This is a genomic window from Pseudomonas sp. EL_65y_Pfl2_R95 (genome assembly GCF_963971045.1).
In the GTDB taxonomy this organism is placed as follows: domain Bacteria; phylum Pseudomonadota; class Gammaproteobacteria; order Pseudomonadales; family Pseudomonadaceae; genus Aquipseudomonas.
Map to the genome: position 1 here is coordinate 896,113 of NZ_CAXAOV010000001.1, position 21,947 is coordinate 918,059.

Below are 21,947 nucleotides of genomic sequence, written 5' to 3' on the forward strand. Positions count from 1 at the left end.
GGTGAGTGCGTACCACACACTCACCGGATTGCTGGTGCGGCCTAAACGTAGTCCTTGTACTTCTCAAGGAAACGCACCGGCTTGGACAGTGCATCACGGCGGAACGGGTCGCCCAGTTCACGGGTACACATGATTTCTATCACCGTGGTCTTGCCGGCTTTTTGCGCTTCACAGGCGGCCTTTAACGCCGGGCCGACATCTTCCAGGCGATCAACCGTGACACCTTCAGCGCCCATCGAACGGGCGATACCGGCAAAGCTCTGGTTTTCAAGATCACCGGCAACAAAACGCCGGTTGTAGAAGTCGACCTGGTTTTTCTTCTCGGCGCCCCACTGGCGATTGTGGAAGACGATTGAGGTGACTGGAATGTTCTCGCGGACGCAGGTCATGACTTCCATCATCGACATGCCCCAGGCACCATCTCCTGCGTAGGAAATGGCCGTACGATGCGGAGCAGCCACCTTGGCCCCGATGATGGTAGGCAAGGCATAACCACAGTTGCCGAAGCTCATGGCCGCGAAGAACGAACGGGGCTGTTCAAAGCGCAAGTAGCTGTTGGACACCGAGTTGATGTTGCCGATATCGGTCGAAACCATGGCATCAGCCGGCATGGCTTTTTCCAACTCCCGGAGCACTTGGCGCGGGTGCAGGTAGCTGCCATCTTCCCCTTTCTGCTCGTTGATCATATCCAGCGAGTATTCATCTTTCTCATGAATCCAGCCGCTTAGCTCGGTTTCCCAGTTGGCTTTCTCCATGGCGATTTCTTCAGCGCGAGCGCCCTTGTTTTCAAGGCACAGCACATCAAGATTGTGCAAGCGATCAAGCAGGTTAACGGCTGCCGCTTTGGCATCACCACAGATACCGACCGAGATTTTTTTAACCAGGCCGAGCATCTTCGGATCACAATCGATCTGAATCACTTTGGCCTGTTTTGGCCAGTAATCCATACCATGCTGCGGCAATGTACCGAAGGGGCCCAGACGGGTACCCAGGGCCAATACCACGTCGGCGCGCGAGAGCAATTTCATGCCCGCTTTCGAGCCTTGATAACCCAGCGGGCCGCACCACAACTGATGACTGGCCGGGAATGAGTCGTTGTGCAGGTAGCTGTTCACCACCGGCGCACCCAGGTACTCCGCCAACGCCTTGCAGGCTTCGACAGCATCGCCCATGACCACGCCACCACCGGAAATAATCACCGGGTTCTTGGCAGACGCCAGCAAGGCAGCTGCCTCACTCAAACTGTTTTCACCACCCGCACTGCGCTCAATGCGCATTGGCTGCGGAATATCGACATTGATATCGCCATAAAAAAAATCGCGGGGAATATTCAGCTGCGTCGGACCGTTTTCCTGCATGGCACGATCAAAACAGCGCGCCGTCAGTTCAGCCATTCGCGCAGGGTTCGCGACATGGCCCTGATACTTGGTGATGGTTTCAAAGAACGGCAACTGTTGCGCTTCCTGAAAACCGCCAAGGCCTTGGCTCATGGAGCCGGTTTCAGGGGTGATGACCACCACTGGGCTGTGCGCCCAATAGGCCGCGGCAATGGCGGTGACAAAGTTGGTGATGCCTGGGCCGTTCTGCGCGATACATACACCATGACGGCCGCTCACGCGTGAGTAACCGTCGGCCATGTGACCGGCACCTTGCTCATGCACAACCGGAATAAACCGGATACCGGCTGGGGCAAAGATGTCCATCGCATCCATGAAAGCTGAGCCCATGATCCCGAAAATATCGGTTACGCCATTGGCGACCATCGTTTCAACAAGCGCTTCGCTGGGTGTCATGCGTGCCATATCGACTTTCCTCTCAGTACTTAGGGTACGGCGGCCAAGCCGCCGGTTAATCGGGGCTTAGCCGCAGAGCGGCGTCGGCGCACAGAGATAGCCGAGAAACTCGGCAACTTCAAATTGCCCTGCTTGAATGTTCGGGTGCTGCATCACAGGAGCCGCAACTGGCACCATAATCAGGTGCTGTTGACGATGGTTGATCAGATTCGAGATGCCATTAAGCATGTTGATCTCTCCCGTTATTTTTCTGGTGATGCGCTGCTGACCCAGCTAAACCCTGCATTGCAAGGTGAATGCAGGTTCGGCTGGACTGGACCTAGAGTAGGAGCCTGAGCGATCAGCCCGATAGAACCAGTTGCGGGCCAGTTGTTGCGCCAGTGCTGGTCACACCTTTTTCTGCGCGCACGACAACACAGCACCGGGTCAAGGTGCTGTGGCCAATGGTGCGCGGTATTGGAAGCGTCTTCTTAAAAGACCAGCCTGCCCATACGGCAGACGACGTTAGCTGCCAGTACGCTGTTGTTAAGGCGCAGCAAAAGTAGCTGCTAGCTCACAGGGAACGCGACTGTGGTCAGTGCAGTCGCTTCTCGGATGCACCTGCGCAGAGTTGCTCAATAAGCTCGGCTAGCAGCTTGATGCCGGGACGAATTTTTTCCGCGGCAATGGATGAGTAACCCAGGCGGAAAAAATTCAAGGGCGGTTGAGCGCCATAGAAGTGAATGTCGCCAGGCTCAATTAGTACCCCATGTTCAGCTGCCTGTTTTTGCAGCTCACGAGCATCCAAACCATCCGGGCCTTTGACCCAGTAACAGGAACCGCCAAAACTCGGCTCACGGGATGAGTCGGGCAAATATTCGCGCAAGGCATCTCCCATTTGCTGATGCCGGTCCTGATAAGCCCGCATCAGACTCATGATCAATGCATCGTGATATCCACGCTCCAGAAACAAGGCAACCGAGCGTTGATTATTCGCCGCCGGATGGCGCAGCATCAAACGACGCAAAGCGCGCGCCTCGCGAATCAAGGGTTCTGGACCGACTAAATAGCCCACCCGCAACCCTGGCGCGAGGGTTTTTGAAAGGCTGCCGACATAAAGGACTCTGTCGTTCTTATCCAGGCTCTTGAGTGCAGGGATCGGGTTGGCCTTGAAGTTGGTTTCGCTTTCGTAATCGTCCTCGATAATCAGAAAGTTGTGTTCATTGGCACGGCGCAGCAGTTCATAACGCCTTTCCAGCGGCATGGTTACCGTGCTCGGGCACTGATGACTCGGCGTGGTGTAAACCAAATCACACTGATCGAGCTCATCACTGAGCACCAGCCCTTGCCCATCAACAGCCAGGGGCTGCACCCGTGACGGATTGAGCATGGCGATATTGCGGATATCCATATACCCGGGATCTTCAATGCCCATCAGGCTTTCGGGGCGCAACAAAAGGCGAGCAAGCATATAGAGCGCATGCTGAGCGCCGACCGTTACCAGAATCTGATCAGGCGATGCCCAGACACCACGCCGCGGCAACAAGCGCGTGCGAATCTGCTCCATCAACAAGGGATCATCATTGTCAAAACGGTCTGAAGCCCAGTCGCGTATCGCCGGAATACTCACGGCGTCGCGGCAGCATTCACGCCAGTTTGCGGTGGGAAACAAAACCGGGTCGAACTGGCCGTAAATAAACGGATATTGGTATTTCTGCCAGTCGCGCGGTTTGCTCATATTGCGTTGTTCGGTTGGCTTGACGACCAAGCGACTCGACCAATCCGGCGCGCCATCGAAGGACGAATCAGCTGGTGTTTTCGCCGGCTCGACCTTACGCGCGAGAATGTCAGGATTGACGTAATAACCGCTGCGCTCGCGGGCGACGAGGTAGCCATCATCGAGCAGATGCTCGTAGGCCAGCACCACGGTATTACGCGCGATATTCAGCTGCTTGGCGAGCTTCCGACTGGACGGAAGTGGGCTGTCGAGGGGGATATTGCCATTGAGAATGACTTGGGCAATCTGTTCACGTAACTGCTGTTGCAAGCCAGTTGGCTTATCAGCGGACAAATGAAAAAGATGAAACATATCGCGGCCTCAGCTCTAGTAACTGCACATGCTGGAACCCATATTCCTCAGCCCAGCAACTCCACTTCGCCCATGCACCAGCGTGCGATGACTGCGGGGCAGACTAGCACCAACATTAACCCAAGACTATCCGGCCATGGATTGCTGAAAGCCAGCATTGGGCAAAACGCCAAAACCGGGCGACCTGCCGCAGCAGACCTCCCGGCCAACATCCCTGCTTACCCCTAGGCGACCCGTCCAAGGGCGGTATCCAATGCATTGATAATCTGATCCAGTTCGGTCTGGGTCGCGATCAATGCCGGGCTGAAACACAGGGTGTTATTGAACTGCTCAAAGCTGCGGTTGGTGCGGCCAATAATCACTCCCTGGCGCATGCAATCCGCCGCGATGGCAATGGCAACGCCCTCGGCAACCGGCTCCTTGCTCTGACGGTCTTTAACCAACTCAATACCGCAGAACAACCCTTTGCCGCGCACATCACCAATCAGAGGGTGTTTGGCTTGCAGCTCATGCAACCGTGACATGAAGTACTCGCCCATCTGCGTCACATTTTCCAGCAGGCCTTCGTCCTCGATAATCTGCATATTGGCCAGTGCGGCAGCAGGCCCTGCCGTGCAGCCACCAAAGGTGCTGATATCGCGAAAATAGCCCATGGGATCATCGGCATCGTCCTTGAAGGCGTTGAACACGGCTTCCGTGGTCACGGTGCAGGAGATCGCCGCGTAGCCACTGGCGACTCCTTTGGCCATGGTCACAATATCGGGCTGGATACCGTAATGCTGGTAACCAAACCATTTACCGGTTCGCCCCAGACCGCAGACAACTTCATCAATATGCAAAAGAATGTCGTACTTTTTGCAAATCGCCTGGATGGTTTCCCAGTAACCCACTGGCGGGGTAATCACCCCGCCACCGGCGGTAATCGGCTCAAGCACCACAGCGCCTACGGTGTCCGGCCCTTCAGCCAGAATGACCTTCTCCATCTCCAGCGCCGCACGCACGCCGTAGTCCGACACATCACCGAACTGCGAGCGGTATTCACAGCAATGAGGAAACTCGACGAACCCCGGCGTGAACGGCCCGTATTGATTCTTGCGCTCGAACTGGCCTGTCGAACTCAACGCGGTAATGGTGGTGCCGTGATAATCACGTTCACGGTAGAGAATTTTGTGTTTCTTGCCTGCGTATTTTTTATGGGCAATCTGGCGAACAATCTTATACGCCTTCTCATTGGCCTCTGAACCGGAGTTGGAGTAGTACACGCGGCTCAGGCCGGGCATCTTTTCAATCAGTTTCTTGGCAAATAGCGCGCCGGGAATGTTGCCCGCCGAACCGGCAAAGTAATTGAGTTTGACCAGTTGATCACGTACCGCGTCGGCAATGACTTCTCGGCCGTAACCCACGTTAACTGTCCACACGCCACCGGAGACCCCGTCCAGGTATTCATTACCCTTGATGTCCCAGACCCGCATGCCTTTGCCTTCGACAATTACCATAGGGTCATTGTGTTCAAGTGATTTGTGCTGGGTCAGGTGATGCCAGACGTGGCTGCGATCACTGGCAAGCACTTCATCCGCGTCAAATTCGTTCGTCATGCTGTTCATGCCAATCTCCTGCGTGGAACCTTATTATTGTCAGCGATCCGTCTGCCCATGCGGCGCCGCGATCATCCGGTAACAGGCTGTGTTCCCGAGCCAGCCTCTGATGACGAAACTAAGAGGATGGAGGCCCACGCAGATAGAACCAGTTATTACCCACCTGAGGTACCAGCCCGGCCATTGGGCTTTTGCGCCAGCGACACTGGACCAAAATCGCTGGCACCATCGCCCGGCAGGAGAGGGCCGCGCAGGCGCTTCAGCGACCTGCGCCAGCCGAATGGCAAGGCCGTTTAGGCGCAGTAGCTGCCGGCAATTATTTAAGCGTCCGGGCTAAACATTGCCCCCAGCTGTTCGGCTGCTGACTGCATGTGGCCGATGCCTTCAATCAAATCATTCAGGCTCTTGCGTGCCGTCGGCGCATGGCAGGCCAATGCCGCCACACAGCGACCGTCTCGATCACGTATCGGCACCGCGACTGCGACCATCCCGGCGACAAACTCCTCGCTGTCGATCCCCACACCGCGGCTGTTTATACGCTCCAACTCAGCCTGCAGCAGGCCCATGTCGGTGATTGTGCGCGGGGTCTGTGCCGTCAACGGCAAAGATTGCAGGAGCTGCTGACGGGCATCGCCTGGCATCTCGGCGAGGAACAATTTGCCGCTCGCCGTGCAGTGCAAAGGCACATGCGTGCCGGGCTCGACATGCAGGCGTAAGGGTTGCTGGGTTTCAACCCGATCTATATAGATCACCTGAGAGCCGTCCAGCGCCGTGAGATTGCAGGTCTCGCCCAAGGTTTGGACCAGCGCTTCAAGGACCAGCCGGTGGCGCTGCATGACCACCTCGTTGCGCATGAGCCGCAGCCCTAGCTGGCTGGCGCGAGGCCCGAGCAAGTAGGTCTTCTCATCCACTTCGCGCAATAAGAAACCCAATCGTTCCAGCGCCTGCAACAGGCGCAGCAGCGTGGCCTTGGGCGTGGCGAGGCGATGACCTAACTGCGCCAGCGACAGGGGCGCATCAGCCACGGCAATGGCTTCCAGCAGCAACAGCGCCCGCAAACTGCGATCAGGATTGGCGCTGGAATCCATATCAGCCAGCAAAATGTCTTTATCTGGTACGTTTTGTTCCATTTTTTTAATCACCTTGAAATCCTATCCCTGAATTAACTGCATGATTATAAAACAATTAACCTCAATATCCAGTGATAGCAGGGCATTGGACTCAATCGAAATATATTTCTGGCCCAACATCAATGGACCATTTTGTTCTAATTTGATTTTGAAGTTCGGTTTCACACTAATAAAAACAAAGAGGATTTCGAATGTCGCTCATCTATGACTTCGTCGTAGTGGGTGCTGGTTCTGCTGGATGCGTGCTGGCAAACCGGCTCAGCGAGAACGGACGTTACAGCGTCTGCTTGCTGGAAGCGGGCCCACCGGATCGTTATCCGTGGATCCACATCCCCATTGGCTACGCCAAAACCATGTTCCACCCTGTGTACAACTGGGGGTTCTATACCGACCCAGACCCAGGCATGAACAACCGCCGCATATACTGGCCACGCGGACGCGTCTGGGGCGGCTGCAGTTCAATCAACGGCCTGATCTACATTCGCGGCCAGCAGGCTGATTACGATGCCTGGGCTGAATCAGGTAACCCAGGCTGGAGCTGGAAGGACGTACTGCCCTACTTCCGCCGCGCCGAGAACAATGACCTTGGCCCAGGCCCGACCCGTGGTACCGAAGGTCCATTGTCTGCATCCAGCATCAAGGCTCGCCACCCACTGACGGAAGGCTTCATTAACGCTGCCAATGAGCTGGGCGTGCCGCGTACTGATGACTTTAATACCGGCGACCAGGAAGGTGTCGGTTATTACCAGCTAACCACCCGCAATGGCCTGCGTTGCAGCACGGCAGTAGCCTATCTGCGCCCCGCGCAAAAGCGCAGCAATCTGACGATAGTCTCCTTGGCCAAGGCGCATAAAGTGCTGTTTGAAGGCAACCGTGCGAAGGCAGTTGTATTTGAAAAGGACGGCCAAGTGCAGACCGTGCAGGCCCAGCGCGAAGTCATTCTAAGTGCCGGTGCATTGCAATCGCCTCAGCTTCTGCAACTCTCGGGCGTCGGTCCCAGCGAGCTACTCAAGCAGTTCTCGATTCCACTGGTCAAGGCGCTGCCTGGCGTCGGCGAAAACCTGCAGGATCACTTGCAGATCCGCCTCATGTACGAATGCACCCGTCCCATTACCACCAATGACGAGCTGCGCTCGCCCTGGCGCAAACTGCGCATGGGCTTGCAATGGCTGTTTACCCGCAGCGGACCACTGGCCATTGGCATCAATCAGGGAGGGTTGTTTACCCAAGTGCTTGCACAGAGTAAAACCCCCGATATCCAGTATCACTTTGGCACACTCAGCGCCGACTCTGCTGGCGGCAAGGTTCACCCGTTCTCGGGGTTTACCATGTCAGTTTGCCAGTTGAGGCCCGAAAGCCGTGGTTATGTGCGGATCGTTTCCAACGACCCCAATCAGCCGCCCGCCATGCAGCCCAATTACCTGTCTACGGAACTGGACCGGCAAACCGTGATAGCTGGCGTGCGCTACACCCGCAAGCTGGCGGCAACGGGGCCACTTAAAGCGCTGATAAAACGCGAATACCGGCCCGGTATCGAGCAGCAAAGTGACGAGCAGATTCTCGAGTTCTGTCGCCAATATGGTGCGACCATCTTCCACCCTTCAGGCACATGCAAAATGGGTTCTGACCCACTGGCAGTGGTTGATTCACGCTTGCGTGTTCACGGTATCCAGGGCTTACGGGTGGTCGATTGCTCGATTATGCCGACCCTGGTTTCCGGCAACACCAACGTGCCGGTGGTGATGATCGCAGAGAAAGCCTCGGCGATGATTCTTGAAGATGCCGTCCGGCCCACGCGCGTTGAGCCAAATGCGCTTCCAACGCAGCCCTCAGAAGCGCTTTGCCACGCTGTCTGAGCACCTAGGGCACTGAAGCCAACGCTGCGAGCCAATCGCCGCAAGCGGGCTTTGATGCCAAGCCAAACACATAGGAATACTGACATGTCCACGCCAAATCCCGTGCGCAAAGTCGTAGTCGCAAGTGTCATCGGCGCCACCATCGAGTGGTACGACTTTTTTCTTTACGGCGTCGTTGCCGGCATCGTGTTCAATCACCTGTACTTCCCCAGTGATGATCCGCTTATTTCCACCATGCTGGCTTACGGCACCTTCGCCGTAGGTTTTCTGAGCAGGCCAATTGGCGGGGTAATTTTCGGACATTTTGGTGACAAGATCGGCCGAAAAAGCATGCTGATCATGACCATGATGATCATGGGCGTGGCCACCTTTCTAATCGGCTTGGTGCCTACCTACGACCATATCGGTATCTGGGCACCGATTATATTGCTGCTGTTGCGCGTCTTTCAGGGCATCGGCCTGGGCGGCGAATGGGGCGGAGCCGTACTGATGGCATTTGAGTATGCCCCTGAGAAAAAACGCGGATTCTATGCCAGCCTGCCACAAATCGGCCTTGCCATCGGCTTGTGCCTTGCCTCCGGCGTGGTCGGCCTGCTGTCGTATTTTCTGACAGACGCACAGTTCCTTGAATGGGGCTGGAGAATTGCCTTCCTGCTCAGTGCAGGCCTGGTGTTTGTCGGCACCTGGATTCGCCTCAATGTCATGGAAAGCCCTGAGTTCGCCAAAGTTAAAGCGGCCAACGCCGAAGCGGCCATTCCATTTGTTGACATGATGAAGCGCTACCCGAAAAACGTGCTGGCCGGCATGGGGGCGCGATATATCGACGGGGTGTTTTTCAATGTGTTCGGGGTGTTCTCGCTCAGTTACCTGACGCAAACCCTCAATCTGCCGCGCTCTGAAGCATTAATCGGGGTCATGGTGGCGGCGGTGGTGATGTGTTTCAGCATTCCCATGTTTGGCGCGCTGTCTGATCGAATTGGCCGAACCCGGGTGTATTTCTGGGGATCATTGATTACCGCAATATCAGCCTTCCCGGCGTTCTGGCTGATGATGACCAGCGACGGCAATATGTTCACCATCTGGATGGCCATAGTGGTGCCGCTCGGGATCTTCTACGCAGCGGTCTATGGGCCAGAAGCCGCGTTGTTTTGCGAGCTGTTTGACGCCAAGGTGCGCTACACCGGCATCTCGTTCGTCTACCAATTTTCCGGGATATTCGCCAGCGGCCTGACCCCAATGATCGCCACCGCCTTGATGCGCAGCAGCGACGGACAGCCCTGGACGACCTGCCTCTACGTGCTATTCGCCGGCGCCGTTAGCGCTTACTCCGTTTGGTGGATTGGCAAACGCAAAAAACCAACGCCGACTGAGGCCGAAATGCCTGCGGCAGCGGCTGCGAGTCACTGATCCGATATTGCTATCAGTCCCGCTTCCGGCTTGCCGTTAGCGGGATTTTTGCGCCTATAAATGGCTTGAATCCCATGAAGCATCCAATAGAGCATCGCGTGCTGGCACCATCAATGCGCTAACCCTGGCTCTTGGCTAAAACCAGTAGCACTTTAAACTCTGTGTAACTCTCCACAGGAGAGCGGTCTCCCTTGCCGATCTGCAGCATGCTTTGCGCCTAGCCTGCAGAGTGGCAACCGCTGAAAACAATAACAATGCGCCACAAACGTCCAGCTGCTGAATAAGCCAGTTGGAATCTTTGCTGTGCGTTTTTTAAATGGAGCCGAACATTATTGACACTTGAGAAGAGCCACTGCCATGACGCACTACCCGACCCTGAAAGAGATGGGCATCCACGCCACAGAAACCATTAAACGCTTTAGCCTGCGCCACGAACGGGACCGCGAGGTGCTGAAGATCCACTTTCATCGCCAAGCCAATGCGCTGCGCTCTGAGAGCCAGAAATTCACCTTTGCCCGTCCACGTCAGGCCATTCCAGGGCAGAGCCGACACAGTCAAGCCTTCGCCGAGCTGGAGAGCAGCAGCCCGGTATTGCGCAGCGCGCTGGCAGAGCTCAAACAGCTAACCGCCGTTGCAGTTCAACCGCTGTCGCCAAATCAGCAGCACCAAGCGCCAGTCATGGCCGATATCAGTCAAAAAATCGAGTGCCTGGCCTGAATCAACATCAGGACTCTACAGGCTCAGCGGTTTTAGTCATGTGCGCCATCTTGCTGGCAAACAGCTGAGCCAGTGCGTCCGAGTCGCCGCCCGACTCGTCCAGCGCCTCAACCACAGCCTGCAATGTCGGCTGGGTTTTGCTCAGCAGTGCTTCAATGTACTGCTCTGGCGTAACCTGGGTATGCGCTTGATAGCGCTTAAACAGATCAAGCAATTGGCTGTTGATTGGCAGCGTCAGCGTTTCTGTGACCATCAGGTAAACCTCGTTAAACAATAGGTGTGTGCACGCGTCTGGCCCCATCCTTAGCGGGTTAACGGCCAGACCATAGAGCCAGTTCATGGCCGCTATTGGCTCCAGGAAAGCCCATGCTGGAGCGTATTTGGGCCTGCTCCAGCCCCGTTGGCCGCATAACGGGCAGCCAACTGGTCCCTTCGCCACAGCGGCTGCGTCTCTAGAATCAGGTCAATCTCCTGTTATCGAGGCCCCGCGCATGACCGACCTGACACTTGAATCTGCCAGTTGCCCAGCCACTGCCAAGTTAGTTTCTGCCCGCGAGCTGTTTGGCATCGACAGCAACATGCGCGTACCCGTGTTGCTCAAGCAGGATGATCAAGTACCGGAGATCGACAGCGCGTATCGCTTTAACCCGGAAGTGACCCAAGCGGTGCTCGCCGGCTTTACCCGCAACCGGCGCGTCATGTTGCAGGGGTTGCACGGTACGGGGAAATCCACCCACATTGAACAGATCGCCGCCCGCCTCAACTGGCCGTGCGTGCGGGTTAATCTGGATGGCCATATCAGCCGCCTCGACTTGATCGGCAAAGACGCCATCGTCTTGCGTGAAGGCAAGCAGGTTACCGAGTTTCAGGAAGGGATTCTGCCTTGGGCCCTGCGTCGCCCCATGGCCTTGATATTCGACGAATACGATGCCGGACGCCCTGACGTGATGTTTGTGATTCAGCGCATCCTCGAACGCGACGGCAAACTCAACCTGCTTGATCAGAACCAATTGATCACGCCCCATCCGCAGTTTCGCTTGTTTGCCACATCCAATACCGTTGGCCTTGGCAACCTCAATGGCCTATACAACGGCACCCAGGTGCTTAATCAGGCGCAGCTTGATCGCTGGAATATCGTTGCCACCCTTAACTACCTGCCGCCCGAAGAAGAACAAGCCATAGTCGCAGCCCGCGTTCCCCAACTGCTTGGGCTGTATGACTCAAGCCTGCTGGCCTCAATGGTTGCGGTGGCGGGCTTGACCCGTGAGGGATTCGCCTGCGGCGATCTTTCAACCCTGATGTCGCCACGCTGCGTGATTTCATGGGCGGAAAATACGGAAATCTTCGGTGATACAGCGCTGGCTTTCCGTTTGTCATTTCTCAACAAGTGCGACGAAGCCGAGCGCAGCATCGTCGCCGAGTATTACCAACGCTGCTTCGATCATGAGCTTAAAGAATCGGCCCTGCCGCAGTTGGCCCTGGCTTGAGCTCACATATGAACCAGCCGCCGCGGCGTGAGAAGCAGCAACAGCGGCTGGAAGAATTATGCGCAGCAAGCTTACGCGCACTCTCCGGCGAACGCCGCCTGCGTTACCGTGGCGCTCGTCTTGAAGTCAACGGACAGTTTGTTCCGGTTCGCGCACCGCACCTGCACCCCGACCCTGAACGCGATGATTTCTCAGCCTACCGCGGTGTCGCCGACAGTTTGGCTCTGCGCCTCAAGCATAGCGACCGAACCCTGCTGCAGACGTACCTGCCGGAACAGCCGATCGCTCGCCTGGTCCTTGAGCTGCTCGAGCAGCTGCGTGTTGAATCGCTGGTCAGTGATCGGCATCCGGGCGTGCGGCGTAATCTGATGCAGCGCTTTGCCCAGTGGAGCCAACAGTTTCTCGACTCGGGTCAAACAGACGGCCATGTGGGCCTTATGCTTTACACCTTGGCGCAAATGAGCTGGTTTCTGCTCTGTGGCGGGCGAGCCACAGAGCAAACCGAGATGTTGATCGAGGCTCCCAGGCTGAGCCTTCTCGGACATTTCGGTGCACACTTTGGCCTGTTGCGCCGCTGCCGTCATCAACAGTTGGCCTATAGCCAACATGCGCTGTTTATTGCCGACAAAGTGGTTGAACTGCTCGATCAACTTGACGCTGAACTGCTCAACAACGACGAGCGCAACGTCTCGCAAATCGCTGAGAAAACCCACCTAGCCTTTGCGTTGTTACTAGACAGTGATAACGACAGCGAGTCTGAGGACAGCGCCAACGCAAGCGCATCAGGCAACTCACGTGATAGCCAGGGTGCATTCGTCTATCAGGTATCTTGCCGCGACTATGACCGCGAAATACCTGCCCGCAGCCTGGTCCGTGACGATTTGCTAAAACAATTGCGCCTGCGCATGGACCAGCGCATGGCAACTCAAGGCCTCAATCTGCCTCGCCTGGCCAAACGCCTTAGCGCTCTGCTCGCGCGCCCACAGCGTGACGGCTGGGCGTTTGCCCAAGAAGACGGGCAAATCGATGCAGGCCGACTCAGTCGCTTGATTATCAGCCCGGAACATCGGGAAATTTTCCGCCATGAGCGCCAGCGCCCGCAAAGCGACTGTGCAGTTTGCCTGTTAATTGATAATTCGGGTTCCATGCGCAACCACATCGACGCCATCGCGTTGCTCGCAGATACCCTAAGCCGTGCCTTGGAACTTGCAGGCGCGCAGAGCGAAATACTCGGCTTCACCACCGGCCAGTGGAACGGTGGCCGACCCCTCAAGCGCTGGCGCGCAGCAGGACAACCCGCCAACCCAGGACGCCTGAATGAGCTGGAGCATCGCATCTACAAGGACGCCGACACCCCTTGGCGCAAGGCACGCCCGGGTATCGCCGCGCTGCTCAAGTCTGACTTATTCCGCGAAAGCGTCGACGGCGAAGCCCTGCTCTGGGCCCGCAGCAGGCTGCTGAAATGCGAGGCGCAACGGCGCATCCTGATCATCATCAGTGATGGCTGCCCGATGGACAGCGCCACTCACCAGAGCAATTCCAGTGACATTCTCGACCTGCACTTGAAATATGTCGCTCAGCAGATTGAACAACAATCCGAGGTCGAACTGTATGCCTTGGGCGTAGGCCTGGACCTGAGCAACTATTACCGCAACAGCCTCGAACTAGACCTGTCGAACAGTTTCGACAACCGCGTATTCGATGAAATTCTACAGCTGTTGCGCCGCGCTCTCTAAGCTGCCAGATTGGCGCTCATCTGGCTCCCTGCAACCTGCAAATCGCGCAATCGCATGCCCGCTATATCTTGGTGCAAACACCTGATTTAACTTGTTTTTTTGCCCCGCATTCGGGCATAAAAAACTGGCCCCAGACAGGCGTTAAATGTGGCCCTAAACAGCACTTCAACACAGGCGGATTATTGCTTCGGTCACCTGTAATTGACGGGAAGCAAGCACCCAGACTTGCAGCCATTTTACCCGTGAAGCATTGCTCGTCCTTGGCTCACACCCACCTGTGTGATGCCGCTTGATCTGCACTTTCGTAATCCAAAACAACTAGAACGGAGTACGCAGTTATGACAACCAACAAAGGATTAACCCGCCCCCTGGCCCTCGCCCTGTGCATTCTGGCGACTGCTTTGGGCAGCAGTCTGACTCAGGCGAAAACCTTCCGCGTTGCTGTCGGCGATGGCGCTGGTGGCACCCAACACGAACTGGGCCTCAAATTTGCTGAAGAATTGAAAACCAGAACCCAAGGCAAAGACGACGCCAAACTGTTTCTCAATGGCCAGCTCGGCAGTGAAGAAGACACCGTGAGCAACGCTGCGATGGGCACTCTGGACTTCTCGATTCTGGCGATCAACAACGTCACCCCCTTCTCGCCTTCGGTGGGGGTTCTAACATTGCCCTACATGATCCAAAGCCTCGATGATGCCGTCGCCCTGACCCAGAGCGATATTGGTAAAACCTTGATCGACAACACCGTGCGCGATGCCGGTGTACGCATCATTGGCTGGGCGTACTCAGGCTTTCGCGTGCTGACCAACTCGAAAAGACCCGTAAAAACAGTTGCAGACCTGGCAGGCTTGCAGATTCGTGTGCCGAAGAACGAAATCATGATCGACACCTACCGCGCTTGGGGTATTAACCCGACGCCAATGGCATGGTCAGAAACCTTTACCGGCTTGCAATTGAAAGTGGTGGACGGCCAGGACAATCCGTACTTGACCATTAACGCCATGAAGTTTGACGAGGTGCAGAAATACGTCACCAATCTGCGCTACCTGTTCTCCATCGAGCCACTGATTGTCAGTGAGTCGATGTTTCAGGAGCAAACGCCGGAAATGCAGCAAATCATTCTCGACTCGGGCAAAGCAGCCACGCTGCATAGCGCCAAGTGGTTGGTCGAGCAGGAAGGTAAAATCAAGCAAGAGTTGACCGCCAAAGGCATGGAAATCACCGATCCGGCCGATGGTGAGAAAGAGTGGATTGACCTGGCCGTGTCAAAAGTATGGCCAAAGTATTACGAGCAGCTCGGCGGCAAAGACCAGATTAACGTGGTGCTCAAGGCATTGGGCCGCGACGCCATCTAAGTCAGCAGGCTGTCGGTTTGCACCGGCATCTGAACGTTGCCATCGCCATCGATGAGTCGCAGACCCATCGATGGCTAACCGCTCACGCTGTAGAACGCGAAGCATCAGCCGCGTTCAGGAAGGTGTTTATGAAACCTGCCAGCCGCTTCTGGAAGATTATCGACAACCTGGAGAATTACATATGCCGGGTACTTCTGGCCCTCTTTGTAATTATCCTGTTTGCCCAAATTCTCAGCCGTAACCTGTTCAATCACTCGCTGTCCTGGACAGAAGAGTTGGTGACCTACATGTTTGTCTGGTTCGCCTTCTTTGGCGCCAGCTACGCCGCCAAACTGGCCGCCCATAATCGGGTTACATTTCAATTCAAACTGATGCCCGCCAAGATGGCTACTGCGCTTGAGACGCTCTCGGATTTGGTCTGGGTGTGCTTCAACTGCTACTTCGTCTACCTCAGCGTGATTTTCTTCATGAAGGCAAATGTCTTCTGGAAGTCACAAACCCTGGGCGTGCCGATGAAGTACCTCTACCTGATTTTACCCATCGCCTTCAGCTTGATGACTATCCGCGTACTTCAGGTCAACTACTACAAGCTGGTCAAGGGTATTGATATTCGTGACCCTGAGACTCAGGAGCTGGACAAGATAATCCATGACTCTCAAGTAGCATCAGCCAAACCAGACACCCCTAAAACAAGCCATTTGCAGGAGCGTGTCCATGGTTGACACCACGATTGTTTATATCCTGTTTGGCTCATTTATTCTGTTGCTGCTCATTGGCACGCCGATCAGCATCTCGCTGGCCGTTTCAGCCTTGGCATCCTTTCTTTACTTGGGCGAAAACCCGATCAAGTTTGTCCAGATAGCCTTCACCTCGGTAGGCTCATTTCCACTGATGGCCCTGCCGGCATTTATTCTTGCAGGCGCCTTGATGGAGGCGGCAGGCATATCCAGACGTCTTGTGGCGCTGGCAGAAAGTTTTGCTGGCCCCATCACCGGTGGTATCTCGGCTGCAGCAGTACTGGCTTGTTTGTTCTTCGGCGCCATTTCAGGCTCTGGCCCTGCCACCACAGCGGCAGTCGGCATGCTGATGATTCCGGCAATGGTCAAACGCGGCTACGCCAAAGGTTACGCCTCTGCGGTCACGGCATCATCCGGCGGCTTGGGCATCATTATTCCACCCTCTATTCCCATGGTGATATTCGGTATTTCGGCCATGGGCATGCTGCCGCCCCCTGCGGCGGTGGAGAAATACGGTGCGTTCGGCACTGTGTCGATTCCCAAGCTGTTTATCGCAGGCGTGGTACCTGGCCTGATGCTGGCCGGTGGTCTGCTGATCATGAACTACTTTCGCTGCAAATCGCTGGGGTACGTCGGCAGCAAGGAAGGCTGGTCATCCAGCAAAATATTCAAGGCCATGAGGGAAGGATTCTGGTCGATGCTGGCGCCGTTCGTGATTTTAGGCGGCATCTACACAGGCCTGTTCACCCCAACCGAATCAGCCATTGTGGCGATTTTCTACACCCTGTTTGTTGGCCTGTTTATCCACAAAGAACTGCGGATCAAAGACATTTTCAAATCACTGGAAACCACCACATGGATCACCGGCCGGGTACTGGTCATTCTGTTCACGGCCACGGTGTTCGGTCGGCTATTGGTGGAGAATCAAATTCCAGCGGTGGTGGCAGATTCCATGCTAAGCCTGACGGATAACATCTACCTGATCTGGATACTGATCATTGGCTTCTTGTTATTTGTCGGCATGTTCATGGAAACCCTCGCCGCGATCATGATTCTGACCCCGGTAATCTTGCCGATCACTTACACCTTGGGCATTGACCCGGTGCACTTTGGTATCGTACTGATCTGCTGCCTGAGCATTGGTTTTATGACGCCACCCATGGGCGAAAACCTGTTTATTGCATCCGGGATATCCGGCACCGCAATCGAGGATATATCCAAGCGTGCCCTGCCATTCGTTGCAGTGTTAACCATTGCCACCTTTATCATCGCCTGCATCCCGGCAATCAGCCTGACACTGCCCAGAATGCTCGGCTATTGACCGAGCCCAGCGAAAACAAAAATGGCCCGATTCAAGGGCCATTTTTGTTTGGAGTGATCAAAGCCATGAAGCCTGCTCGCAACCAAAGCTGCGTCTAGATTTAAGGTCGATAGGGGTATAACAGGCGCTCGGCCAGCGCATCCGCCACCCGCGCGGGTGGGCGCTTATCGGCTTGCGCATGGGCAAATATCTCGGTCAAGCGTGAAGCGATTCTGGCTAAATGTGCAGTGACCGAAGACAAGTCTTCACCTTGGTGATTGAGGGCGACGTAAATCAGTCCACCGGCATTAATCACATAATCTGGTGCATACAGAATGCCTCGGGCTTCAAGGGCTTCGGAAATATCCGGGCTGGCCAGTTGGTTATTGGCCGCGCCAGCAACTGCAGAGCAGCGCAACTTAGCCACTGCCTGGGCATCAAGCACACTGCCCAAGGCACAGGGCGCGAGAATGTCACAAGGCACACTGAGTATTTCGCTATTCGCCACGGGATGGGCGCCAAATTGCTCTATCGCCAGCTCAACCTTGCCCAAATCCAAATCACTGACCAACAACTCGGCGCCAGCGGCGTGTAATTGTTCAGCCAAGGCATAGCCGACATTGCCCAAGCCTTGAATCGCCACGCGCAAGCCCTCCAGATCATCAGATCCCAGACGCGCATAGGCCGTGGCCCGAATGCCGGCAAAGACGCCCATTGCTGCGTGGGGTGATGGGTCACCCGCTTGCGTGGTACTGGTAACATGCTGCGTGGCCTGGGCAATGCAATCCATGTCTGCACTGGACGTGCCACTGTCCATAGCCGTGATGTAGCGGCCATTGAATGTCTCGATAAGCCGGCCAAAGGCCTCAAACAGGGCTGAACGGTCATTTACATGGGCGGGTCGCATGATCACGGCTTTACCACCGCCCTGTTTCAAGCCCGCCAGCGCTGCTTTATAACTCATGCCCTGGGCAAGACGCAGCGCATCCTGCACCGCCAATTGAGTCGTGGCATAGGGAAGGAATCGGCACCCACCCAACGCAGGTCCCAGCTGGGTGTTATGTATCGCAATAATTGCCTTGAGCCCTGTGTGCGGGTCCTGTGCAACATGCAGGGTCTCAAATTGGGCGGCGTCCATGATGTCAAACATGATATGGCTCCCATGGGCCTGCATGCGCCGCGTTGCAGCGAAACAGTCACAGCCCCTATTACGGACTGAAGCAAGTATAGCTAGCCGCTACTGGTACAACTGACAGCCTGAGCATAAGCCGCTGCGGCGCCCTACTCTGTTTGCATAAGCAGGATGGTTTAATAGCCCGATACAAGCCGTACTCGACCTCGCGCATTTCCACTGCAAGGGACTGGACGCCGCGCCACAACAGGGTTACAAATGGCACATCAGAGGGATGCCATGAGCCCACGCGAACGCTGCCTTGCCTGTCTTGCACAAAGCCCGCCTGCATTGTTTGAGGCTGCGCTGTGGCTTGCGGCTGAGCATGATTCAAGCGTGCAGCCCGAGGATACACTGGCGCAGCTTAATGACCTGCTGCATCAGGTCCGATCGCGACTGCCGCACCTGCCAGCAGCGGAATTGGCAATGCCCTTGCTGCGGTGTTTGAACGACCTGGATTTCCACGAAGATGACACTGCCCCCTTACGGCCCCAAGCGAGTTTGCTGCACCTGGTAATGCGGCGGCGTCGAGGACAGCCTCTGGCACTGGCGATCATCGCCTTGGAACTGGCCCAACGTCTGGGCATTGCGCTGCAAGGGGTGAGTTTTCCGGGACACTTTCTCGTTCGCGCCGTTGGTGCCGATCATCTGCTCGACCCCTGCAGTGGCAGGCGCTTATACACTCAGGATTGCCGGGCCTTGCTCATAGGTTATTTTGGTGACAGCAAAGCGCTGCAAGCGGAACATTTGGCCCCTTGCAATGCTCAGAGCATTATCCAGCGGATGTCGCGCAATCTGCGGCACTTGCATGTACAGGATAATGATTACCTGGCAGCACTCAAAGATGCCGAGCGGGTATTACAACTCGGCCCTCCCAGCATGGCTGACCATTTGGCCCGCGCCGATATTTACCAACAACTGGCGTGCCCACAAGGCGAGCGTTTTGATGTGGAGCGCGCCTTGATGCTCTGCGACGGCAGCACCGAGCAGCTTACCCTCAGCCAGCGCCTGCGCAAGCTGGGCCATGCCCAACCCCTGCACTGAGGTTGCGCTATAACAGCCCCTGGGCTTTAGCGCTGGCAACTGCTTGCGTACGGCGTGCCACGCCGAGCTTACCGTTGATACGCCGGGCATGGGTTTTCACCGTGTGCAGCGATATAAACAGTTGATCGGCCACTTCTTGATTGGAACAGCCCTGGGCGATCAACTTCAGCACTGCAAGCTCGCGGCTGCTCAATAGGTTCTCTGCAGGACCACTGACAACCTCAGCTACAGCCTCGCCGCGCTGAGACCACAAACCTTGGTAGTTCAGGCGTGCCATCAACTCACGCAACTGCTGACGGGCCTGCATCTCGCCTGCTGTGTCGTCCATCACCTCACAGGCTCGGGCCAATAATGACCACAGCTCGCACGCGACGGCCAATCGTCCCTGCGCGGTCACCTCATCGAGCATTTGCCGCACAGGCCCACGTACATCCTCACCCTCGCCGAGGTCAACATTCAACAGTGAGTAGCGCAGACGAACGATCAGCTCAGGGTAATATTGCGGTGGCAACATGCCCTGCTCACGCTTGTGGTAAGCAAGCACGCGGGTAAGCGCCTGCCGCGCACGTTTACGATGGCCTTGCCATATCCATAGCTGACTGCTGGCCAAGAGCAAAACGCCGCGGTACAGGGTATCTGCCACACGATGGCGCTGCATCAGACGCTCGGCCTCGGCAAGCAACGCGAAGGCACCGGAGATATCATCCTCAGAGGCTGCCAGCTCTGCCATCGCCAGGTAACTGTAAAAAGCGCCCGGATCGCCGTACTCCAGGGCTTCATTCAAGGCCGTACGCAACAGTGCGCGCGCCTTATCAAGTTGCCGCTGACGAATAGCCAAGCGCCCGAGCCGCAGATGAATGCGCCCCCATACCGGGGTTTTGCGCAAGGCTTGATGCTGGTATTGATCACGCACCCGCCCCAATAGCGCCTGGGCTCGAACAAACTCGCCACGCACCTCAAGCAGTAAGGCGTGATCCAGTTCAAGTAACGCCTCAAACACCGCACTGCCACAACTGCGAGCGAGCTTAAGGGCTTCGTAGCCCAGTTGCTGGGCTTCATCGAGACGGCCTTCACCAATCGCGATCTGGGTCAGCACCGAGCGACAGATAAGCGCTTGCGCCCAGGCACTTTCCGGCAGCCACTGGAGCGCCTGCTGCAGATGCTTGATTGCTTGATCACTCTGTACGCGCGAGCAGGCTTCAACACCTTTTAACGCCTGCCACTGGGCGAAAAATTCAGTGGTTCGCTCAGGCTCGGGCTGCGGCTGAAACCGAGCCAAGGCAGCGCTGCACTCCCCTGCCTCATCCAGACGCCCCGCCAGGAGTAATATCCACGCATTCAAGACCACCAAACGCGGAGTACTCATCAGCAAATCTTCTGGCAAATCTTCACGCCAGCGTAATATCAGGCCGATATCTTTTCCCTGGAGCAGGTTTTCCTCGGTGAAACGCTCAAGAAAACTTGCCGCCACTTCCGGTTGACCCGCCGAGAGTGCATGCTCGACTGCCGAGGGAATATCCCCATTCACGGCAAACCATTGGCTGGCATGCAAATGGATAGCAGTTGCCGGCGCACGGGACGAACAATGGCGAAGCTGCGCAGCCAGCGGTGCAAACAACTCGAACCAATCACCATGATCGTCCATCGGCTGAATAAACAGGCCGCGTATACGCAGCGCTTGAAGCCAATTCGCGCCCTCACCCACACCCAGTACGTGCTCGCACAACTCGGCGTTAAAATGCGATAGCTGCGCCAATTGCAGCAGTGCCTGACGCAAGTCGGCATCCAGCCCCGTGAGGACTTCATGCTCAATATAATCAAGCAAAACACTGCAACTGCTGCTTAGCTCAAGCGGACTCTCATAGCGCGAATGACTGGCGGCCAGATGTAGCAAGCGCATGGCTGCCGGCCAACCTGCGCACAGCTCGAATAATTGCGCGGCATGGGCCAGGTGTGGCGCATCGATATTGCCCAACCATTCGCACAATTCTTCGTAACTGAACACCAGCTCGTTGCCACCGAGCTCAAACAGTTCGCCCTCCAGCAGCAACCTCGGAAGATTGCACTGAGGTCGGCGCCGACTGGTCAACCACCAGCCAATAGAATCCGAGGCGCTGCCGATCAAGCGGTCGAGGTGATTGTCCAGTAACTCATTGGGCTCGCGCGCGTAATCATCAAGAATGATCCACAACTTGCGACGCTCCGCAGCGATAGCCCGCAAAAGCTGATCAGCCGAGAGGTCGTGGGAATAGCCCAGCGCGCTGGATAATTGCAGACACAGCTCATCGCTACTCCAGGACGCACCGGCACAATTAAGCCAGATCACGGTGCGCTCGGGTGGACACTCGCGCGCGCAATCCGCCAGCAGTACCGACTTACCGAAACCTGCCGGCGCCACCATTAAGCGCAGACGACAGTTCTCAGCCAACAGCCGTTGCCGTAAACGCGAACGAATAACGTGCCCAAGTGGCACTTTGGGTAATGTGGTTTTGGCGCAGACTTGAAGTGCCACGCCAGCGGAGAATGCGTAAGCGCTCATAGCCACTCATGG

Annotated in this window: 17 protein-coding genes; 9 read left to right on the forward strand and 8 right to left on the reverse strand. The window is 56.1% G+C overall.

Going from position 1 to position 21,947, the window contains the following annotated elements:
• Positions 1–41: 41 nt before the first annotated feature.
• The 5 genes from xsc to AACY09_RS04275 all read right to left on the reverse strand — a co-directional run bounded on the left by xsc (position 42) and on the right by AACY09_RS04275 (position 6,586).
• Positions 42–1,802, reverse strand: a complete 1,761-nt coding sequence (gene xsc / locus AACY09_RS04255) for a sulfoacetaldehyde acetyltransferase (RefSeq protein ID WP_339486239.1) — start codon at positions 1,800–1,802, stop codon at positions 42–44.
• Between the two features lie 57 nt (positions 1,803–1,859).
• On the reverse strand, positions 1,860–2,021 hold the full coding sequence (locus AACY09_RS04260) for a hypothetical protein (protein WP_339486240.1): 162 nt from the start codon (positions 2,019–2,021) through the stop codon (positions 1,860–1,862).
• Positions 2,022–2,367: 346 nt separating this feature from the next.
• On the reverse strand, positions 2,368–3,861 hold the full coding sequence (gene pdxR, locus AACY09_RS04265; RefSeq protein WP_339486241.1) for a MocR-like pyridoxine biosynthesis transcription factor PdxR: 1,494 nt from the start codon (positions 3,859–3,861) through the stop codon (positions 2,368–2,370).
• Between the two features lie 224 nt (positions 3,862–4,085).
• Positions 4,086–5,465: an aminotransferase family protein gene (locus tag AACY09_RS04270; RefSeq protein ID WP_339486242.1), complete on the reverse strand. Its 1,380-nt coding sequence runs from the start codon at positions 5,463–5,465 to the stop codon at positions 4,086–4,088.
• Between the two features lie 311 nt (positions 5,466–5,776).
• The gene (locus tag AACY09_RS04275; RefSeq protein ID WP_339486243.1) at positions 5,777–6,586 is read right to left on the reverse strand and encodes an IclR family transcriptional regulator; all 810 of its coding nucleotides are present in this window, start codon (positions 6,584–6,586) and stop codon (positions 5,777–5,779) included.
• A gap of 191 nt (positions 6,587–6,777) precedes the next feature.
• On the opposite strand from AACY09_RS04275, the gene AACY09_RS04280 reads away from it, so the two are divergent.
• The 3 genes from AACY09_RS04280 (at position 6,778) to AACY09_RS04290 (ending at position 10,566) form a co-directional block, all read left to right on the forward strand.
• A complete protein-coding gene (locus tag AACY09_RS04280; RefSeq protein WP_339486244.1) occupies positions 6,778–8,442 on the forward strand; it encodes a GMC family oxidoreductase in 1,665 nt (554 codons plus the stop codon).
• 84 nt (positions 8,443–8,526) lie between these two features.
• Positions 8,527–9,849 carry an MFS transporter gene (locus tag AACY09_RS04285; RefSeq protein WP_339486245.1) on the forward strand — a complete coding sequence of 441 codons (1,323 nt, stop codon included), beginning with the start codon at positions 8,527–8,529 and terminating at the stop codon, positions 9,847–9,849.
• A gap of 357 nt (positions 9,850–10,206) precedes the next feature.
• Positions 10,207–10,566: a DUF3461 family protein gene (locus tag AACY09_RS04290; protein WP_339486246.1), complete on the forward strand. Its 360-nt coding sequence runs from the start codon at positions 10,207–10,209 to the stop codon at positions 10,564–10,566.
• 7 nt (positions 10,567–10,573) lie between these two features.
• Here the strand turns inward: AACY09_RS04290 and AACY09_RS04295 are convergent, their stop codons facing one another.
• Positions 10,574–10,819, reverse strand: coding sequence for a hypothetical protein (locus AACY09_RS04295; protein WP_339486247.1), 246 nt, complete (start codon positions 10,817–10,819; stop codon positions 10,574–10,576).
• 238 nt (positions 10,820–11,057) lie between these two features.
• On the opposite strand from AACY09_RS04295, the gene AACY09_RS04300 reads away from it, so the two are divergent.
• The 5 genes from AACY09_RS04300 (at position 11,058) to AACY09_RS04320 (ending at position 17,202) form a co-directional block, all read left to right on the forward strand.
• On the forward strand, positions 11,058–12,053 hold the full coding sequence (locus tag AACY09_RS04300; protein WP_339486248.1) for a MoxR family ATPase: 996 nt from the start codon (positions 11,058–11,060) through the stop codon (positions 12,051–12,053).
• An 8-nt stretch (positions 12,054–12,061) separates the two neighbouring features.
• Positions 12,062–13,789, forward strand: a complete 1,728-nt coding sequence (locus AACY09_RS04305) for a cobaltochelatase CobT-related protein (protein ID WP_339486249.1) — start codon at positions 12,062–12,064, stop codon at positions 13,787–13,789.
• 338 nt (positions 13,790–14,127) lie between these two features.
• Entirely contained in the window at positions 14,128–15,144 is a 1,017-nt protein-coding gene (locus AACY09_RS04310) for a TRAP transporter substrate-binding protein (protein WP_339486251.1), read from the forward strand.
• Positions 15,145–15,272: 128 nt separating this feature from the next.
• On the forward strand, positions 15,273–15,866 hold the full coding sequence (locus AACY09_RS04315; protein WP_339486252.1) for a TRAP transporter small permease: 594 nt from the start codon (positions 15,273–15,275) through the stop codon (positions 15,864–15,866).
• On the forward strand, positions 15,859–17,202 hold the full coding sequence (locus AACY09_RS04320) for a TRAP transporter large permease (protein ID WP_339486254.1): 1,344 nt from the start codon (positions 15,859–15,861) through the stop codon (positions 17,200–17,202). Before AACY09_RS04315 ends, AACY09_RS04320 begins: the two co-directional genes overlap by 8 nt.
• 100 nt (positions 17,203–17,302) lie before the next feature.
• Here AACY09_RS04320 and AACY09_RS04325 read toward each other — a convergent pair whose 3' ends face one another.
• Positions 17,303–18,331 carry a Leu/Phe/Val dehydrogenase gene (locus tag AACY09_RS04325; protein WP_339486256.1) on the reverse strand — a complete coding sequence of 343 codons (1,029 nt, stop codon included), beginning with the start codon at positions 18,329–18,331 and terminating at the stop codon, positions 17,303–17,305.
• Between the two features lie 261 nt (positions 18,332–18,592).
• Between AACY09_RS04325 and AACY09_RS04330 the strand changes: the two genes are divergently transcribed.
• Entirely contained in the window at positions 18,593–19,396 is an 804-nt protein-coding gene (locus tag AACY09_RS04330; RefSeq protein ID WP_339486258.1) for a SirB1 family protein, read from the forward strand.
• 7 nt (positions 19,397–19,403) lie between these two features.
• On the opposite strand, the gene AACY09_RS04335 is transcribed toward AACY09_RS04330, so the two are convergent.
• A complete protein-coding gene (locus tag AACY09_RS04335; protein ID WP_339486259.1) occupies positions 19,404–21,935 on the reverse strand; it encodes a LuxR C-terminal-related transcriptional regulator in 2,532 nt (843 codons plus the stop codon).
• Positions 21,936–21,947: the final 12 nt, after the last annotated feature.

Coding starts and splice junctions, on each gene's coding strand:
- xsc (WP_339486239.1), bottom strand. CDS start 1,802: ATGGCACGCATGACACCCAGCGAAGCGCTTGTTGAAACGATGGTCGCC.
- AACY09_RS04260 (WP_339486240.1), bottom strand. CDS start 2,021: ATGCTTAATGGCATCTCGAATCTGATCAACCATCGTCAACAGCACCTG.
- pdxR (WP_339486241.1), bottom strand. CDS start 3,861: ATGTTTCATCTTTTTCATTTGTCCGCTGATAAGCCAACTGGCTTGCAA.
- AACY09_RS04270 (WP_339486242.1), bottom strand. CDS start 5,465: ATGAACAGCATGACGAACGAATTTGACGCGGATGAAGTGCTTGCCAGT.
- AACY09_RS04275 (WP_339486243.1), bottom strand. CDS start 6,586: ATGGAACAAAACGTACCAGATAAAGACATTTTGCTGGCTGATATGGAT.
- AACY09_RS04280 (WP_339486244.1), top strand. CDS start 6,778: ATGTCGCTCATCTATGACTTCGTCGTAGTGGGTGCTGGTTCTGCTGGA.
- AACY09_RS04285 (WP_339486245.1), top strand. CDS start 8,527: ATGTCCACGCCAAATCCCGTGCGCAAAGTCGTAGTCGCAAGTGTCATC.
- AACY09_RS04290 (WP_339486246.1), top strand. CDS start 10,207: ATGACGCACTACCCGACCCTGAAAGAGATGGGCATCCACGCCACAGAA.
- AACY09_RS04295 (WP_339486247.1), bottom strand. CDS start 10,819: ATGGTCACAGAAACGCTGACGCTGCCAATCAACAGCCAATTGCTTGAT.
- AACY09_RS04300 (WP_339486248.1), top strand. CDS start 11,058: ATGACCGACCTGACACTTGAATCTGCCAGTTGCCCAGCCACTGCCAAG.
- AACY09_RS04305 (WP_339486249.1), top strand. CDS start 12,062: ATGAACCAGCCGCCGCGGCGTGAGAAGCAGCAACAGCGGCTGGAAGAA.
- AACY09_RS04310 (WP_339486251.1), top strand. CDS start 14,128: ATGACAACCAACAAAGGATTAACCCGCCCCCTGGCCCTCGCCCTGTGC.
- AACY09_RS04315 (WP_339486252.1), top strand. CDS start 15,273: ATGAAACCTGCCAGCCGCTTCTGGAAGATTATCGACAACCTGGAGAAT.
- AACY09_RS04320 (WP_339486254.1), top strand. CDS start 15,859: ATGGTTGACACCACGATTGTTTATATCCTGTTTGGCTCATTTATTCTG.
- AACY09_RS04325 (WP_339486256.1), bottom strand. CDS start 18,331: ATGTTTGACATCATGGACGCCGCCCAATTTGAGACCCTGCATGTTGCA.
- AACY09_RS04330 (WP_339486258.1), top strand. CDS start 18,593: ATGAGCCCACGCGAACGCTGCCTTGCCTGTCTTGCACAAAGCCCGCCT.
- AACY09_RS04335 (WP_339486259.1), bottom strand. CDS start 21,935: ATGAGCGCTTACGCATTCTCCGCTGGCGTGGCACTTCAAGTCTGCGCC.